The organism is Pseudonocardia sp. OZ21 (genome assembly GCF_059359135.1).
Window position 1 is genome coordinate 374,991 of the sequence record NZ_JCADBN010000004.1, and the last position, 14,792, is coordinate 389,782.

Sequence of the window (14,792 nt, forward strand, 5' to 3'; positions counted from 1 at the left end):
GGCTCTCAGTCCAGGAGGGACCCGGGAGGAGCGGTGCGCCGGGCGTTCGCCCGTGCCGGATCGCCTGACCAGGTGGCGCGGTTCGGGTCGATCGCACCGTTCTGGGCGCCGGCGTTGTGCAGCTGGGACGCGGTGACGAGCGGGGTGATGAACTTGTCGACCAGCTCCGTCGTGGGCACCTGTGCGCCACTCGCGATCCTGGAGCTGATGAACTCGTACACCCTCTCCAGCTCTTCGGACCGTGGCGTGATCGACCCGTCGTCCGCGTAGTTGTAATCCGGCTGCGCGCCGGGGTCGTCCGCTCTGGCTCTCGGGTTGGGACCGAGTACGAAGTTGGCAGGGAGGTTCTTCAGCGCCTTCGCCACGGCGTCGGCCGGCACACCGGCCTGCGTGTAGGACCCGGTCGGCATGGTGATCGCCGTCGGAGCGTGGGGGCGAAGAGCGTTGATGACCCGCACCATCTGTGCCGGATGGAGCAGGTGAGCGAAGTCCTCCAGCATCGACTGGGGCACGATGTGGTGCAGGGAGTGGATGAACGGGTCGTTCGGCGCCACCGTCTTCTGGGCCTTCAGTGCCTTCTTGGTCGGAGTGTTCTTCCAGTCGTAGTTTCGCTGGACCGTCGTGGGGTTCCGCGTCTCGCCGATCCAGCGGCACATGGCAGCGTTGCCGGCGCTGCGCTGCAGGGCCCGCAGCCCTGTCACGGGCGTGGTGGGCACCGGCGTCCGGGTTGCGGGTACGGACCGTCCGGTGGGAAGCCTGTCGTCGTGATGGTGCGCATGCACAGCCGGGCCTCCACGAAGTCATTGCTCTCAGAGTTGTCTACGTCTGGCGCGCCGCAGAGGAAAGGGACGCCAGGGCAAGGTCCACCGGCCGTTCGGGCAGCCACCGGCAGCGGCTCCGATCAGCAACCGCAGGGCACGGTCAACGGGTCGGGTGCACCGGTGGTCGTGCCGGTGTCCGTGAGGACCGGGAAGCCCTCCCGGACCCAGTACTCGATCCCGCCGATCATCTCCCGCACCCGGTACCCGAGGTGGGCGAAGGCGAGCGCCGCCCGCGTGGCGCCGTTGCAGCCGGGGCCCCAGCAGTAGGTCACCACCGGCACGGCCGGATCGAGCAGCCGGGCCGCCCGCTCCGGTACGACGTCGGTGGGCAGGTGCACGGCGCCCGGGATCCGCCCCTGGTCCCACGCGGCAGCACTCCGGGAATCGACGAGCACGAAGCCGGGGTTACCCGTGGCGAGCGCGGCCCGCACGTCGGCCACGTCGGTCTGGAACGTCAGGCGGGCGGTGAAGAACGCCACATGATCGATGCTCATGGCCGCGACGGTAGGCACCGCGCACCCCCGGCGGAATGGGCGAACCCCGGTCAAGGATGGGATTCACCGGTTTTTCCCCGGCATCGAATTCGACCCCTACGGGTTCTCCGGACGAAACGGACGGTAGATTCGCCGGGTGGCCGTGGAATCCCTCGACGAGGTGGACTGGCGCGTGCTGGAAGCGCTGCAGCGTGACGGCCGGGCGAGCTATGCCGACCTGGGCCGGCTCGTGGGGCTCTCGGCCAGTGCCGTCACCGAACGGGTGCGCAGGCTGGAGGAGTCCGGGGTGATCACCGGCTACACCGCAGAGGTGAACCCGGAGAAGCTCGGGCTGCCGATCACGGGGCTGGTGCGGCTGCGCTACCCGCACGGGAACTACAAGCCGTTCCGGGATCTGCTCGCCACCACCCCGGAGATCACCGAAGCCCACCACGTCACGGGCGAGGACTGCTTCGTGCTGACGGTCCTCAGCCGGTCGATGCGTCACCTCGAGGAGGTCACCGGGCGCATCTCCGCCCTCGGTGCCGTGACCACGAGCGTCGTGTACTCCAGCCCTCTGCCGCGCCGATCCGTGGTGGGGACCGCGGCGGGCAACAACGCCGCCACCACGCGTGCGACGCGCCGCAAGGCCTGAGCCGGCGTAGCCGCCGAGCGCGGTCAGCCGGGCAGCGTGCGCAGCAGCATCCCCGGGCCGACCGTTCCCGCGCCGGTGGCGCGCACCCGGTCGCGCAGGCCGCGGTCGGCCGTCACCACGAGCACCGGCTCTGCGGCGAGATCGGCGGCCAGCGCCGCGATCGCCGAGTCACCGTCGGCAGGCGCAGGGAGGACCTCCAGCAGGGGGTGCGTGGGCAGGTCCTCGACCTGCGCCGCGGCACCCTCCAGCACGAGATGCACGCGCACGTCCTCGTCCGCAGCCTCCTGTCCCAGCCCCCGGGCCAGCAGGGCCGGTCCGGCGGTGAGCGCGGCCGACAGCTTCCCGGCGAGCTTGCGCGCGGCACCGGGCCGGTCGCGCCACCATCCGTCCGGTCGCGAGCCCACGACGTTCGCACCGTCGACGATCACGTGGAGCACGGGCACCTCCGGGGTGCACAGGGAACCGGCGTGCGCCGGTCACCCGATCGGCGGCACCAGGTCCCGGGGGAGCTTCGCCGCGGCGGCGCGGTCGAGCAGGAACAGGGTGCGCCGCCGCCCGCGCGCGCCGGCCACCGGGATCGCGACCTCGCCCGCACCACCGAGCGCCATCGCCACCGCCGCGGCCTTCGCCTCGCCGGTGGTCATGACCCACACCTCGGCGGCGCGCCGGATCGCCGGGAGGGTGAGCGAGACGCGGGTGGGCGGGGGCTTGGGGCAACCGTGCACGGCCACCACCGAGCGCTCCGTCTCGTACACGGCGGGGGAGTGCGGGAACACCGACGCCGTGTGGCCCTCCTCGCCCATGCCGAGCATCAGCACGTCGAACGACGGGACCGGCCCGTGGTCCTCCGGCCGGGCCGCGCGGGCCAGCACCTCGGCGTACTCCTGCGCGGCGGCCTCGGCGCCACTCGGGCCGCTACCCGTGTCGGCACCCATCGGGAAGACCTTCGCCGGGTCGACCGGGATGTGGTCGAGCAGCGCGTCGCGGGCCTGCTTCTCGTTGCGCTCCGGGTCGTCGGGTGCCACGAACCGCTCGTCGCCCCAGTAGAACTCGACGCGGCTCCAGTCGACCGCGTCGCGTGCCACGCTGGCCCGGATCTGCCCCAGCACCGCCACACCGGTGGTGCCGCCGGTGAGCACGATCTTCGGGGTGTTGCCGGCCGCCTGCAGGTCGACCAGCCGCGTCACCAGCCGCGCCGCGGCCGCCGCGGCGAGCACGTTGGTGTGCGAGTGGACCGCGATGTCGGGCGTGGTCATCAGGAACCGGCCGTGACGGCGGGAATCTTGACCGGCGCCCGGCCCCGGGTGACCCGCCCGACGCCCGTGAGCGCGGCGCCGTAGATCTCGTCGGGATCGAGCCTGCGCAGCTCCTCGGCGAGGCAGTCCCGCACCTCGCGGCGGGCCAGCGCGACGAGCCGGTCGGGTTGGCCGGGCTGGCGCAGGCTCCCGATCTTCCCGTCCGGGCGGAGCAGCTCGACCGGACCGGACCGCCGGTCCAGCCGCACCGACACCAGCCCGGGGCCGGCCTCGGCCGGGGACCGCTTGACCCGCGCGTCGAGCCGGACCGCGAGCCAGCCGGCCAGCAGGTCCGTGGAGGGCGACACGGCCTCCCCCGCGACAGTGGCGCCGGTGACGTCCTCGTGCGGAGGCGCGTCGAGCGCGGTGGCGAGCAACGCGCGCCACGACGTGAGACGCGTCCACGTGAGGTCGGTGTCGCCCGCCACGTGGTGGGCCCGCCGCTGCTCGAACGCCTTGAGTGGGTTCTTCGACGACAGCGCGTCGGTGATCCGGCGCTGGGCGAGCCGCCCGACCGCGTCCTGCGACGGGATGGCCGGGGCCTCGCCCGGCCACCACGCCACGACGGGCGCGTCGGGGAGCAGGAGCGGCATCACCATGCCTGCGCCGGCTTCCTCGGAGGCCAGCGGGCCGTAGCCGCGCAGCACGATCACCTCGCTGGCGCCCGCGTCACCGCCCACGCGGATCTGCGCGTCGAGCCGCGGTGCGGCCTTGCGCTGACCACGGGCGAGCACGATCACCCGGCAGGGGTGCTCGCGGCTCGCGGCGTTCGCGGCCTCGATGGCGCCCTCGATGGCGCTGCCGTCGTCGGTGAGTATCACGAGGGTGAGCACGCGGCCCAGCGCCAGCACGCCGTTGCTCTCGCGCAGCTCGACGAGCTTCTTGTTGACCGCCGAGGTGGTGCTCGACGGCAGGTCGACGATCATGTCCAGCTCCCGGGTACGGATCGTTCGGAGTTCACGGCCTGCGCCAGGTGCGCCCGGTGCGTGCCAGCATCGCGTTGGCCGACTCCGGGCCCCAGCTGCCTGCGGCGTACGGGTCGGGGCCCTTGGCCTCGTCGGCCCAGTGCTCCATCACCGGGTCGAGGATCTCCCAGGAACGCTCGACCTCCTCGTTCACCGGGAAGAGGGAGGGCTCTCCGAGCAGTACGTCGAGGATCAGCCGCTCGTAGGCCTCCGGGGAGGCCTCGGTGAACGCGGTGCCGTAGCCGAAGTCCATCGTGACGTCACGGACCTCCATCTGGCTGCCCGGCACCTTCGACCCGAACCGCATCGTGACGCCCTCGTCGGGCTGAACCCGGATGACGAACGCGTTCTGCCCGAGCTCCTCGGTCATCGTCGCGTCGAAGGGCAGGTGCGGGGCACGCTTGAAGATCACCGCGATCTCGGTGACGCGGCGGCCGAGCCGCTTGCCGGTGCGCAGGTAGAACGGGACGCCCGCCCAGCGCCGGGTGTCGATCTCGCAGGTGATCGCCGCGTAGGTCTCGGTGTTGGAGTTCGGGTCGAAGCCCTCCTCCTCCTTGAGCCCCTTGACGAGCTCGCCGCCCTGCCAGCCGCCGGTGTACTGCCCGTGTGCGGTGGTCTCGTCGATCGGGCCGACGAGCTTCGTGGCGTTGAGGACCTTGATCTTCTCGCTGCGCAGCTCGTCGGAGGAGAACGACGTCGGCTCCTCCATCGCGGTGAACGCGAGGAGCTGGAGCAGGTGGTTCTGGATGACGTCGCGGGCGGCTCCTATTCCGTCGTAGTAGCCCGCGCGGCCACCCAGGCCGATGTCCTCGGCCATGGTGATCTGCACGTGGTCGACGTAGTGGGAGTTCCAGACCGGCTCGAACAGCTGGTTGGCGAAGCGCATCGCCAGGATGTTCTGCACCGTCTCCTTGCCGAGGTAGTGGTCGATGCGGAACACCGAGTCCTCGGGGAAGACGTCGTTGACGATCTCGTTCAGCTCGATGGCCGACTTGAGGTCGTGCCCGAACGGCTTCTCGATCACCACGCGCCGCCACTGGTCGCCGTCCTGGGCGGAGAGCCCGGATCGGGACAGCTGCTTGAGCACCACGGGGAAGGCGTTGGGCGGGATGGAGAGGTAGAAGGCGTGGTTGCCGCCCGTGCCGCGCACCCGGTCCAGGTCGCGGACGGTCTTCTCGAGCTGGTCGAAGGCGTCGTCGTCGTCGAAGCTGCCCGGCACGAACCGGAAGCCCTCGGAGAGCCGGTCCCAGACCGTCTGCCGGAAGGGCGTGCGGGCGTGCTCGCGTACCGCGTCGTAGACGATCTGGCCGAAGTCCTGCGTGTCCCAGTCACGGCGCGCGAAGCCCGTGAGGGCGAAGCCCGGCGGAAGCAGACCGCGGTTGGCCAGGTCGTAGATGGCGGGCATGAGCTTCTTGCGGGAGAGGTCGCCGGTGACCCCGAAGATCACCAGGCTGCACGGTCCGGCGATCCGCGGGAGCCGCTTGTCGCGCGGATCCCGGAGCGGGTTGGTCCACTGGCCGCCCCCGATCGTGCGGGTTCCCATCGGTGTCTCCCAGTTCTCGATGTTGGCAGTTCGGTATTCGGTGGTGTCGGTGGAACGCTGCGCCGTCGGCCGACGCCGGCTCATGCCGTGCCAGCCTGGTCTACAGCTGTTGCACCGCCCTGGCCAGTGTGACGAGACCCGCCACCCGATCGGTGAAGTGCAGTCGCAGCACCGGGAGGCCCCGATCGGCGAGCGCGTCGGCGTCGGCACGGGCCTGTGCCTGCTGGAGCTGGGCGAGCTCCTCGGGCAGGTCGGGCTCCGCGTCGCCGGTGAGCTGGCAGACGACGGCGTCGGCGGGGCCGCCCTTGTCGCGCTGCCCGCCGCCGGGCAGGCAGCGGGGTGCCCAGCCGAAGGTGGTGGGGAGTCCGGTGCGGCGGGTCAGCTCGGGCCGCAGCACCGCGGCCGAGGCGTCGTCGAGCCGGTCGAGGTAGGCGTGGACGGTGAGGTGGGCACCTGCCTCCGCGGTGCCGACGAGGGCCCGCAGCGCCTCGGCGACGGTGCTGGTGCCCGTGGGGAGCCACGGTCCGGCGTGGACGTCGACGTCCCCGTCGGTGAAGTGGGCACCGGTGCCGGGGGCGCTGCCGGTGCTGCCGTTCTGCCCGACCGTGCCGCGGTCGGAGTCGGGCCGGTCGGTGGGGTCGACTCCCATCAGATGCGCCGCCACGGCGGTGGCGTGCTGCCACAGCACCAGCTGGGCGGCGGGCGCTCCGACGGTGGTGACGGCGGCTCCGGGTACCTCGCCGAGGCCCGCGGTGAGGGTGCCCGGCCGGACCGACTCGGGGTCGGCCCACTCCGGGGCGTCCGGTCCCTCGACCACCACCGGCAGCGGCCCGCGGCCGTTCTTGCCCAGGCCACCCCCGACGAGCTGGGCGGCCCACTCGGCGAGGCCGGGCGCACCGTCCTCGGCGAGCGCGACGACCGGTGCCGCGGCGAGCAGGGCGCCGAGGGTCAGGCACGGGTTGGCCGGGTCGTCGGCGGCCAGCTCGGCGCGGGCCGCGACGGCGTCGGCGAGCAGCGCGCCGACGTCGGCGCCTGCGAGCCCGGCCGGAACCAGCGCGAACGCGGTGAGCGCCGCCCACAGCCCGTCCACGTCGGACGGGCCGAGCACGACGGTGGCTGCGCCCGCCTGCTCCTGCAGCGGGCCGCCGGGGGCGGTGACGACGATGGTGTGCTCGTCCGGGTCGAGCCCGTCGGCCCGGAACGCGCGGTGCACGGTGTCGCGCACGAGCTGCACCGGCGCCGGATCCTCTCCCGGCGGTACGGACACGACGAGCACCGTGGCCGCCAGGTCGCCGGCGAGTGCGTCGGCGACCTGGGCCGGGTCGGTGGTGTCGAGCACGATCAGCCGTGGGTCGGCGTCGGAGAGCACCTCGGCGGCCACCCCGACACCTCCGGTGGCGGCCAGCACGACCCGTACCTGCCCCACGACCCGCAACTGCTCGCGCAACGCCTCGATCTGGCCCACCAGCGGCCGCGACGTCCGTGGCGCCACGACCCACCCCGGCCGCGCAGCGCGCGGCCAGAGCGTGGGGTCGCACTCGGCGATCCGGGACGCCACGGCGTCACGGACGAGCCGCTCGACCACCTCGGCCTGCGGCGAAACGGACGACAGCAGTCGTGCGGTCACGTGGTCAGCGTGCTCCGTCGAGCTGGTGGCCGACGGTCTCGCCGAGCTCGGCCCATGACTTGTCGAACTTGTCGACGCCCTCGTTCTCCAGCGTCAGGAACACGTCGGTGAGGTCCACGCCCAGGCGCTCGAGGCCGTCGAAGACCTGCTGCGCCTCGTCCGCCGTGCCGCTCACGCGGTCGCCGTGGACCTCGCCGTGGTCGGCGACGGCGTCGAGCGTCTTCTCCGGCATGGTGTTGACGGTGCCGGCGACGGCGAGCTCGGTGACGTACATGGTGTCGGGGTAGTCGGGGTTCTTGACGCCCGTGGACGCCCAGAGCGGCCGCTGTACCCGTGCGCCCTTCGCGGCGAGGGCTTCCCAGCGCTCGCCGGCGAAGACCTTCTCGTACGCGGCGTAGGCGAGCCGGGAGTTGGCGATGCCGGCCTTGCCGCGCAGCGCGAGCGCCTCGTCGGTGCCGATCGCCTCCAGCCGCTTGTCGATCTCCGAGTCGACGCGCGAGACGAAGAAGCTGGCGACCGACGCGATGCCGGCGAGCTGCTGGCCGTTGGCGGCGGCCTGCTCCAGACCGTCGAGGTAGGCGCCCATCACCGCGCGGTAGCGCTCCACCGAGAAGATGAGGGTGACGTTGACGCTGATCCCCTCGGCGATGGCGCGGGTGATGGCCGGCAGCCCCGCCTCGGTGGCCGGGATCTTGACCAGCAGGTTGGGCCGGTCCACGGCCTTCCACAGGTCGCTCGCCTGCGCGACCGTGCCCTCGGTGTCGCGGGCCAGGCCGGGGTCGACCTCGAGGGAGACCCGGCCGTCGATGCCGCCGGTGGTCTCCCAGGTGCCGCTGAAGACGTCGCACGCCTGCTGGACGTCGGCCACGGTGATCTCGCGGATCGCGTCGGGGACCGAGGCGCCGCGGGCCGCGAGCTCGCGGACCTGCTGGTCGTAGGCCTCCCCGTTCGCCAGCGCGCTCGCGAAGATCGTGGGGTTGGTGGTGACTCCGACGACGTGCTTGTCGGTGATGAGCTGCCGCAGGTTGCCGGTCTGCAGGCGTTCCCGCGACAGGTCGTCGAGCCAGATGGAGACGCCCACGTCAGCCAGGGCGCCGAGCCGATCGTTGCTCATGATGTTCTGCTCCTCAGGAGGTCTTCGCCAGGCTGCGTCGCGCGGCCGCGACGACGTTCTCGGTGGTGAAACCGAACTCTCGGAACAGTGTCTTGTAGTCGGCACTCGCCCCGTAGTGCTCGATGGAGACGATCTCGCCCGCGTCCCCGGTGAACCGGTACCAGGGTTGCGCAATTCCCGCTTCGACGCTGACCCGGGCCTTGACCGCGGCGGGCAGCACCGACTCGCGGTACTCGTCGTCCTGCTCGGTGAACCAGTCGACGCACGGCATCGATACGACCCGGGTGGGCACGCCGTCGTCCTCGAGCACCCGGCGGGCCTCGACGGCGATCTGCAGCTCGGACCCGGTGGCCATGATGATCAGCTGGGGCTCGCCGGACGATGCCTCGGCCAGCACGTAGCCGCCGCGGGCGACACCCTCGTACGACGTGCCCTCCAGCACGGGCAGGTTCTGCCGGGTGAGCGCGAGCCCCTTCGGGCCCTCGGGCCGCTCCAGCGCGGCCCGCCACGCGTAGGCGGTCTCGTTCGCGTCGCCGGGCCGGAGGAACGCGAGGCCGGGGATCGCACGCAGCGCTGCGTAGTGCTCGATGGGCTGGTGGGTCGGCCCGTCCTCGCCGAGACCGATCGAGTCGTGCGTCCACACGTAGATGACGCTGGACTTCATGAGCGCCGCCAGCCGGACGGCGGGGCGCATGTAGTCGCTGAACGTCAGGAACGTGCCGCCGTAGGGCCGGGTGGGGCCGTGCAGGGCGATGCCGTTGAGGATGGCGCCCATCGCGTGCTCGCGGACGCCGAAGTGCAGCGTGCGGCCGTAGGGGTGGGCGTTCCACATCTTCGTGGCGGCGGCTTCGGGGCCGAAGGAGTCGGCGCCCTCCATCGTGGTGTTGTTGCTCTCGGCGAGGTCGGCCGAACCGCCCCACAGCTCGGGCAGCACGTCGGCGAGGGACTTGAGCACCTCTCCGGACGCCTTGCGCGTGGCCGGCCCGTTGGCGTCCGGCTCCCAGCTGGGCAGCGCCTTCTCCCAGCCCACCGGCAGGTCGCGCCCGAGCATGCGCTCCAGCAGCTCCTTGCGCTCCGGCTCCCGGGTGGTCCAGTCGTCGTACTGCTTCGTCCAGGCCTGATGGGCCTCGGTGCCGCGGTCGATGACCTTGCGGGCGTGCGCGAGCACGTCGTCGTCGACCTGGAAGGTCTTGTCGGGGTCGAAGCCGAGGATCTCCTTGACCTTCGCGACCTCCTCGTCGCCCAGCGCGGACCCGTGCGCCTTGCCGGTGTTCATCTTGGTGGGCGCGGGGAAGCCGATGATGGTGCGCAGCAGGATGAAGGACGGGCGCTTCGTCTCGGCCCTGGCGTTCTCCAGCGCGGCCTCGATGTCGGAGACGTTCTCCCCGCCCTCGACGACCTGCACGTGCCAGCCGTAGGCCTCGTAGCGCTTCGCGGTGTCCTCCGACAGCGCGATGGTGGTGTCGTCCTCGATGGAGATCTTGTTGTCGTCGTAGATCACCGTGAGGTTGCCCAGCTGCTGGCGCCCGGCGAGCGACGACGCCTCGGAGGTGATGCCCTCCTCGATGTCGCCGTCGGACGCGATCACGTAGATCTGGTGGTCGAACGGGCTCTCGCCCTCGGCGGGCTCCGGGTCGAACAGACCGCGCTCGCGGCGGGCGGCGATGGCCATGCCCACGGCGGACGCGAGGCCCTGCCCCAGCGGCCCGGTGGTGATCTCCACGCCGACGGTGTGGCGGTGCTCGGGGTGACCAGGCGTCTTGGAGCCCCAGGTGCGCAGGGCCTCGAGGTCGGCGAGCTCCAGGCCGTAGCCGGCGAGGTAGAGCTGGATGTAGAGCGTCAGGCTGGAGTGGCCCGCCGACAGCACGAACCGGTCGCGCCCGATCCAGTCCGGGTCGGTCGGGTCGTGCCGCATCACCCGCTGGAACAGCGTGTAGGCCAGTGGGGCGAGGCTCATCGCGGTGCCGGGGTGGCCGTTGCCCACCTTCTGCACCGCGTCGGCGGCGAGGACTCTGATTGTGTCGACCGTGCGGCGGTCCAGGTCGCTCCAGTCGGCGGGCAGATGGGCTCGGGTGAGTGTCTCGATGTCGGTGTCGGCCACGGCACTTCCCTAGGTATCGAATGGGGGCGCAGGCGCGGTACGCCTCAGCGCATCAAGCTTGTGGGCCAGCCTACCGACGGCGCGGAGACTGGGGTGATCACTGTCATTACGGTGCCCGCTCGGTCTACCCGCGAGTGTGGCCCGGCATGCCCCCGGTTATCATCGACAGGCCGTAGAACTAGGTACGTCCGATCGCCCCACCACGCGGATTGAGGTTGCCGGTGAGTGTGCCCGTGTCCCAGCAGGGGGCGTCGCAGGTGCCGCCTGCCCAGGGTGTCCGGGCCGCGTTGTACCGGGCGCGCGCCACTGTCCTGGCCTATCTCGGGCTGACGAAGACCCGCATCATCGAGCAGTTGCTCGTCGTCACCGTGCCGGCGATGTTCCTCGCGCAGCGCGGCATCCCGTCGGTGTGGCTGATCATCGCCACGCTCGTCGGCGGAGCGGCTGCCGCGGCGAGCGCCCACGCGCTCAACTGCGTGGTCGACGCCGACATCGACGCGGTGATGAAGCGGACCGCCCGGCGCCCGCTCGCCAAGGGCCAGGTGCCCCCGCGCAATGCCCTGATCTTCGGGCTCGCGCTCGGGGCGCTCAGCGCCGTGTGGCTCGGGCTCACCACCAACTGGCTGGCAGCCGGGCTGTCGGTGGCCGCCATCGCGTTCTACGTGCTGGTCTACACGCTGCTGCTCAAGCGCCGCACGTCCCAGAACATCGTGTGGGGCGGGGCGGCGGGCTGCATGCCCGTGGTGATCGGCTGGGCTGCGGTCACCGGTTCCGTGCAGTGGCCCGCGCTGGTGATGTTCGGTGTGATCTTCTTCTGGACGCCACCGCATTTCTGGGCGCTGGCCATGCGCTACCGCGACGACTATGCGGCCGCCGGGGTGCCGATGCTTCCGGTGGTCGCCACGCCAGTGCAGGTCTCGCGCCGCATCGTCGCGTACTCGTGGGTGATGGTGGCCTGGACGCTGCTGCTGCTGCCGGCCACGTCCTGGATCTACGCGGGCGTGGCGGTGCTCGGGGGCGCGTGGTTCGTGTTCCGGGCCCACCGGCTCCACGCCGGGATCGTCGCGGGACGCGACGTGTCCCCGATGAAGCTCTTCCATCTGTCCAACATGTATCTGTGCGTGCTCTTCGCCGCAATCGCGGTCGATGCCGCCGTGGGTTTGCCGGTCCTGCATTTCTGACCGATTGGGTCACCGAATGGGTGATCGATGTCTCGGATTCGCCCGGACGGGAACCTCTGGGGCCGCCGTAGCCTCTGGCACGAGGTCGTCGTGACTTGCGACCTCTTTTCGGGCTGTTCGCCCGAGGCCGCTGTCCCTGGAGGTATCTGGTGCCCGCGTCCCTGCACGTTCTCGTCGTCGGCGGCGGCGTGGCCGGCCTGTCCACGGCCATGCTGCTGGCGCAGGACGGCCACCGCGTGACCGTCCTGGAACGTGACCCGGTGGCTCCTCCGGAGCCGGCGGCCGCGTGGGAGGAGTGGGACCGGCGCGGCATCGCGCAGTTCCACCTGCCGCACTACGTGCTCCCGCGGTTCCGGCAGCTGCTGGAGACCGAGCTGCCCGCCGTCTCCGCCGGCCTCCTCGCGGGGGGCGCCGAGGAGTACGACGTCGTCGACGAGCTGCCCGAGTCGATCACCGCGGGCCGTCGCGACAGCGACGACCGCTACGTCGCGCTCGCCGTGCGACGCCCGGTGCTCGAGGCCGTCGTCGCCCGGACCGCGGAGGCGCAGCCGGGGGTGACGGTCCGCCGCGGATTGGTCGTGCGGGGCGTCCTGACCGACACCCCGGATCGCACGGGTGTGCCCGGCGTCGTCGGTGTGGTCACCTCGGACGGCGAGCAGGTGCGCGCCGATCTGGTGGTCGACGCCGGCGGGCGGCGTTCCACGATGCCCGCGCTCCTCGAAGCGTCCGGTGGCGTCGCGCCCGCCGAGGAGCGCGAGGACAGCGGATTCGTGTACTACGCCCGGTTCTTCCACGCCGACGGGTCGTTCCCGGCGCTGCAGACCATGGTCAACCAGGCCTACGACTCGGTGTCGGTTCTGACCCTGCCGTCGGACCGCGGCACCTGGAGCGTCACGTTCGCGGCCGGCGCCCTGGACAAGGAGCTGCGCGTCCTGCGCGAGTCCGACCGGTGGACGGCGGCGGCCCGGTGCTTCCCGGCGATCGCGGCTTGGCTGGATGCCGAACCGGTGGGCGACGTGCGGGTGATGGCCGGTATCGAGGACCGCATCCGGCACTACGTGCTCGACGGGCGGCCGGTCGCCACGGGCCTGCTCCCCGTCGGCGACGCGTGGGCCTGCACCAATCCGTCGCTCGGGCGCGGGATGTCGATGGCGCTGGCGCACGCGGTCGTGCTGCGCGACGTGGTGCGGGCCGCGGACGGCGAGAGCCCGGCCGAGCTGTCCCTGCGCTGGGCCGAGGCGACGGCCGCGGTGCTCGAGCCCTGGTACCGCACCACCATCGGCAGCGACCGCCATCGCCTCGCCGTGATCGAAGCCGACCGTTCCGGCGTGCCGTACGCGCCGGCGGACCGCGGGTGGGCGACCGCCAAGGCACTGGCCGCGGGCTCCCGCCGCGACCCGGACGTCCTGCGCGGGCTGCTCGACATCGCCTCGATGCGGGCGCTGCCGCGGGAGGTGCTCGGCCGGCCAGGAATGGTGGAGCGCGTGCTGGCGGCCGGGGCCGGAGCACCGCAGTATGCGGTGCCCGGCCCCGACCGCCGTGAACTGCTGGCCGCCGCCGGGGTGGCCGTTCCGGCGTAGCCCGGCGCGGTGCAGGCGCTAGGACGCCTTCGGGATCATCCCGTTCGGGTCGAGCACGTACTTGCGCGCCGCGCCCTGGTCGAACTCCTGGTAGCCGCGAGGCGCGTCGTCCAGCGGGATCACCGTCGCGTTGACCGCGTCGGCGATGTGCGCCTTGTCGTGCAGGATGCTCGTCATCAACTGGCGGTTGTACTTCATCACCGGGCACTGCCCGGTGGTGAAGGAGTGGCTCTTCGCCCAGCCGAGCCCCAGCCGCACCTTGAGCGTGCCCGTCTTCGCGTCCTCGTCGGGCGCCCCCGGGTCTCCGGTGACGTAGAGGCCGGGGATACCGAGCTTGCCGCCCGCCCGCGTGAGCGCCATGATCGAGTTCAGCACGGTGGCCGGGGCTTCTCCCGCGCCCTTTCCGTGGCCGCTGGCCTCGAAGCCCACGGCGTCGACGGCGCAGTCCACCTCGTTCGTCCCGAGGATCTCGGCGATCTGGTCCTCCAGCGAGGCGTCCTCCGTGATGTCCACCGTCTCGCAGCCGAACGAGCGCGCCTGCGCGAGCCGGTCGGCGTTGCGGTCCCCGACGATGACGGCCGCGGCACCGAGCAACTGCGCCGAGTACGCCGCGGCGAGCCCGACGGGTCCGGCACCCGCGACGTAGACCGTCGACCCGGTGGTCACACCGGCGGTGTAGGCCCCGTGGTACCCGGTGGGGAAGATGTCCGAGAGCATGGTGAGGTCGAGGACCTTCTCCAGTGCCTGCTCCCGGCTCGGGATCTTCAGCAGGTTGAAGTCGGCGAAGGGCACCATGACGTACTGCGCCTGGCCGCCCTCCCAGCCGCCCATGTCGACGTACCCGTAGGCCGACCCGGCCCTGGCGGGGTTGACGTTGAGACAGACGCCGGTCTGGCCTTCCTTGCAGTTGCGACAGCGCCCGCAGGCGATGTTGAACGGCACGGAGCAGATGTCACCGACATCGAGGAACTGGACGTCCTCGCCCTTCTCGACGATCTCGCCCATGATCTCGTGGCCGAGCGTCTGGCCGGGCGGGGCGGTGGTGCGTCCGCGGACCATGTGCTGGTCGGAACCGCAGATGTTCGTGGCGATGTTGCGCAGGATCACGCCGTGCACGGCTTTCTGCGTCAACCCCTTCGCCTTGGCCACGTCGGTGGGGACCTCGAGCTTCGGTGCGTCGTGGTCCTCGACCGCGACCACGCCGGGCTCCTTGTATACAACGATCTTGTTGCCACCCATTTCGTTTCCTCCTCGATTTCTCTTGGAGGCGTACTCGCGGGCGGACGCCCGCGCAAGGGCAGCAGGCACCGTTGCGCTGAGCTTTCCCGGCCGTCGGACCACTTGGTGCATCGTCCACGTGCAGGAACACGGCAGTCGGCGCAATGACGGCATCACCCGTTCGCGGATCCGGGTGATGCCGTCGTAGCGAGCGGTGTC

The 14,792-nt window shown here is 71.7% G+C and carries 13 protein-coding genes; 3 read left to right on the plus strand and 10 right to left on the minus strand.

Going from position 1 to position 14,792, the window contains the following annotated elements:
• Positions 1–5: 5 nt before the first annotated feature.
• Both AC5L35_RS11705 and AC5L35_RS11710 read right to left on the minus strand, forming a co-directional pair.
• A complete protein-coding gene (locus tag AC5L35_RS11705; RefSeq protein ID WP_495059600.1) occupies positions 6–716 on the minus strand; it encodes a hypothetical protein in 711 nt (236 codons plus the stop codon).
• Positions 717–901: 185 nt separating this feature from the next.
• Complete coding sequence (locus AC5L35_RS11710; protein ID WP_495059601.1) at positions 902–1,315, minus strand: rhodanese-like domain-containing protein; 414 nt, start codon at positions 1,313–1,315, stop codon at positions 902–904.
• A 136-nt stretch (positions 1,316–1,451) separates the two neighbouring features.
• Between AC5L35_RS11710 and AC5L35_RS11715 the strand changes: the two genes are divergently transcribed.
• Complete coding sequence (locus tag AC5L35_RS11715; RefSeq protein WP_495059602.1) at positions 1,452–1,949, plus strand: Lrp/AsnC family transcriptional regulator; 498 nt, start codon at positions 1,452–1,454, stop codon at positions 1,947–1,949.
• A gap of 23 nt (positions 1,950–1,972) precedes the next feature.
• Here the strand turns inward: AC5L35_RS11715 and AC5L35_RS11720 are convergent, their stop codons facing one another.
• The 7 genes from AC5L35_RS11720 to tkt all read right to left on the minus strand — a co-directional run bounded on the left by AC5L35_RS11720 (position 1,973) and on the right by tkt (position 10,594).
• Positions 1,973–2,386, minus strand: coding sequence for a hypothetical protein (locus AC5L35_RS11720; RefSeq protein ID WP_495059603.1), 414 nt, complete (start codon positions 2,384–2,386; stop codon positions 1,973–1,975).
• A gap of 39 nt (positions 2,387–2,425) precedes the next feature.
• Positions 2,426–3,205, minus strand: coding sequence for a 6-phosphogluconolactonase (gene pgl, locus AC5L35_RS11725; protein WP_495059604.1), 780 nt, complete (start codon positions 3,203–3,205; stop codon positions 2,426–2,428).
• Positions 3,205–4,170 carry a glucose-6-phosphate dehydrogenase assembly protein OpcA gene (gene opcA, locus AC5L35_RS11730; RefSeq protein ID WP_495059605.1) on the minus strand — a complete coding sequence of 322 codons (966 nt, stop codon included), beginning with the start codon at positions 4,168–4,170 and terminating at the stop codon, positions 3,205–3,207. The genes pgl and opcA overlap by 1 nt, the downstream gene beginning before the upstream one ends.
• Positions 4,171–4,201: 31 nt before the next feature.
• Entirely contained in the window at positions 4,202–5,752 is a 1,551-nt protein-coding gene (gene zwf / locus AC5L35_RS11735; RefSeq protein ID WP_495059606.1) for a glucose-6-phosphate dehydrogenase, read from the minus strand.
• A gap of 100 nt (positions 5,753–5,852) precedes the next feature.
• Complete coding sequence (locus tag AC5L35_RS11740) at positions 5,853–7,379, minus strand: glucose-6-phosphate isomerase (RefSeq protein ID WP_495059607.1); 1,527 nt, start codon at positions 7,377–7,379, stop codon at positions 5,853–5,855.
• Between the two features lie 4 nt (positions 7,380–7,383).
• Positions 7,384–8,493, minus strand: coding sequence for a transaldolase (gene tal / locus AC5L35_RS11745; RefSeq protein WP_495059608.1), 1,110 nt, complete (start codon positions 8,491–8,493; stop codon positions 7,384–7,386).
• Between the two features lie 13 nt (positions 8,494–8,506).
• Positions 8,507–10,594: a transketolase gene (gene tkt, locus AC5L35_RS11750; RefSeq protein ID WP_495059609.1), complete on the minus strand. Its 2,088-nt coding sequence runs from the start codon at positions 10,592–10,594 to the stop codon at positions 8,507–8,509.
• A gap of 257 nt (positions 10,595–10,851) precedes the next feature.
• On the opposite strand from tkt, the gene AC5L35_RS11755 reads away from it, so the two are divergent.
• Positions 10,852–11,775, plus strand: a complete 924-nt coding sequence (locus AC5L35_RS11755) for a heme o synthase (protein WP_495059841.1) — start codon at positions 10,852–10,854, stop codon at positions 11,773–11,775.
• Positions 11,776–11,924: 149 nt separating this feature from the next.
• Positions 11,925–13,355, plus strand: a complete 1,431-nt coding sequence (locus AC5L35_RS11760) for an NAD(P)/FAD-dependent oxidoreductase (RefSeq protein ID WP_495059610.1) — start codon at positions 11,925–11,927, stop codon at positions 13,353–13,355.
• 18 nt (positions 13,356–13,373) lie between these two features.
• On the opposite strand, the gene fdhA is transcribed toward AC5L35_RS11760, so the two are convergent.
• Positions 13,374–14,594, minus strand: a complete 1,221-nt coding sequence (gene fdhA / locus AC5L35_RS11765) for a formaldehyde dehydrogenase, glutathione-independent (RefSeq protein WP_495059611.1) — start codon at positions 14,592–14,594, stop codon at positions 13,374–13,376.
• Positions 14,595–14,792 lie beyond the last annotated feature (198 nt).

Coding starts and splice junctions, on each gene's coding strand:
- AC5L35_RS11710 (WP_495059601.1), bottom strand. CDS start 1,315: ATGAGCATCGATCATGTGGCGTTCTTCACCGCCCGCCTGACGTTCCAG.
- opcA (WP_495059605.1), bottom strand. CDS start 4,170: ATGATCGTCGACCTGCCGTCGAGCACCACCTCGGCGGTCAACAAGAAG.
- pgl (WP_495059604.1), bottom strand. CDS start 3,205: ATGACCACGCCCGACATCGCGGTCCACTCGCACACCAACGTGCTCGCC.
- fdhA (WP_495059611.1), bottom strand. CDS start 14,594: ATGGGTGGCAACAAGATCGTTGTATACAAGGAGCCCGGCGTGGTCGCG.
- zwf (WP_495059606.1), bottom strand. CDS start 5,752: ATGGGAACCCGCACGATCGGGGGCGGCCAGTGGACCAACCCGCTCCGG.
- tal (WP_495059608.1), bottom strand. CDS start 8,493: ATGAGCAACGATCGGCTCGGCGCCCTGGCTGACGTGGGCGTCTCCATC.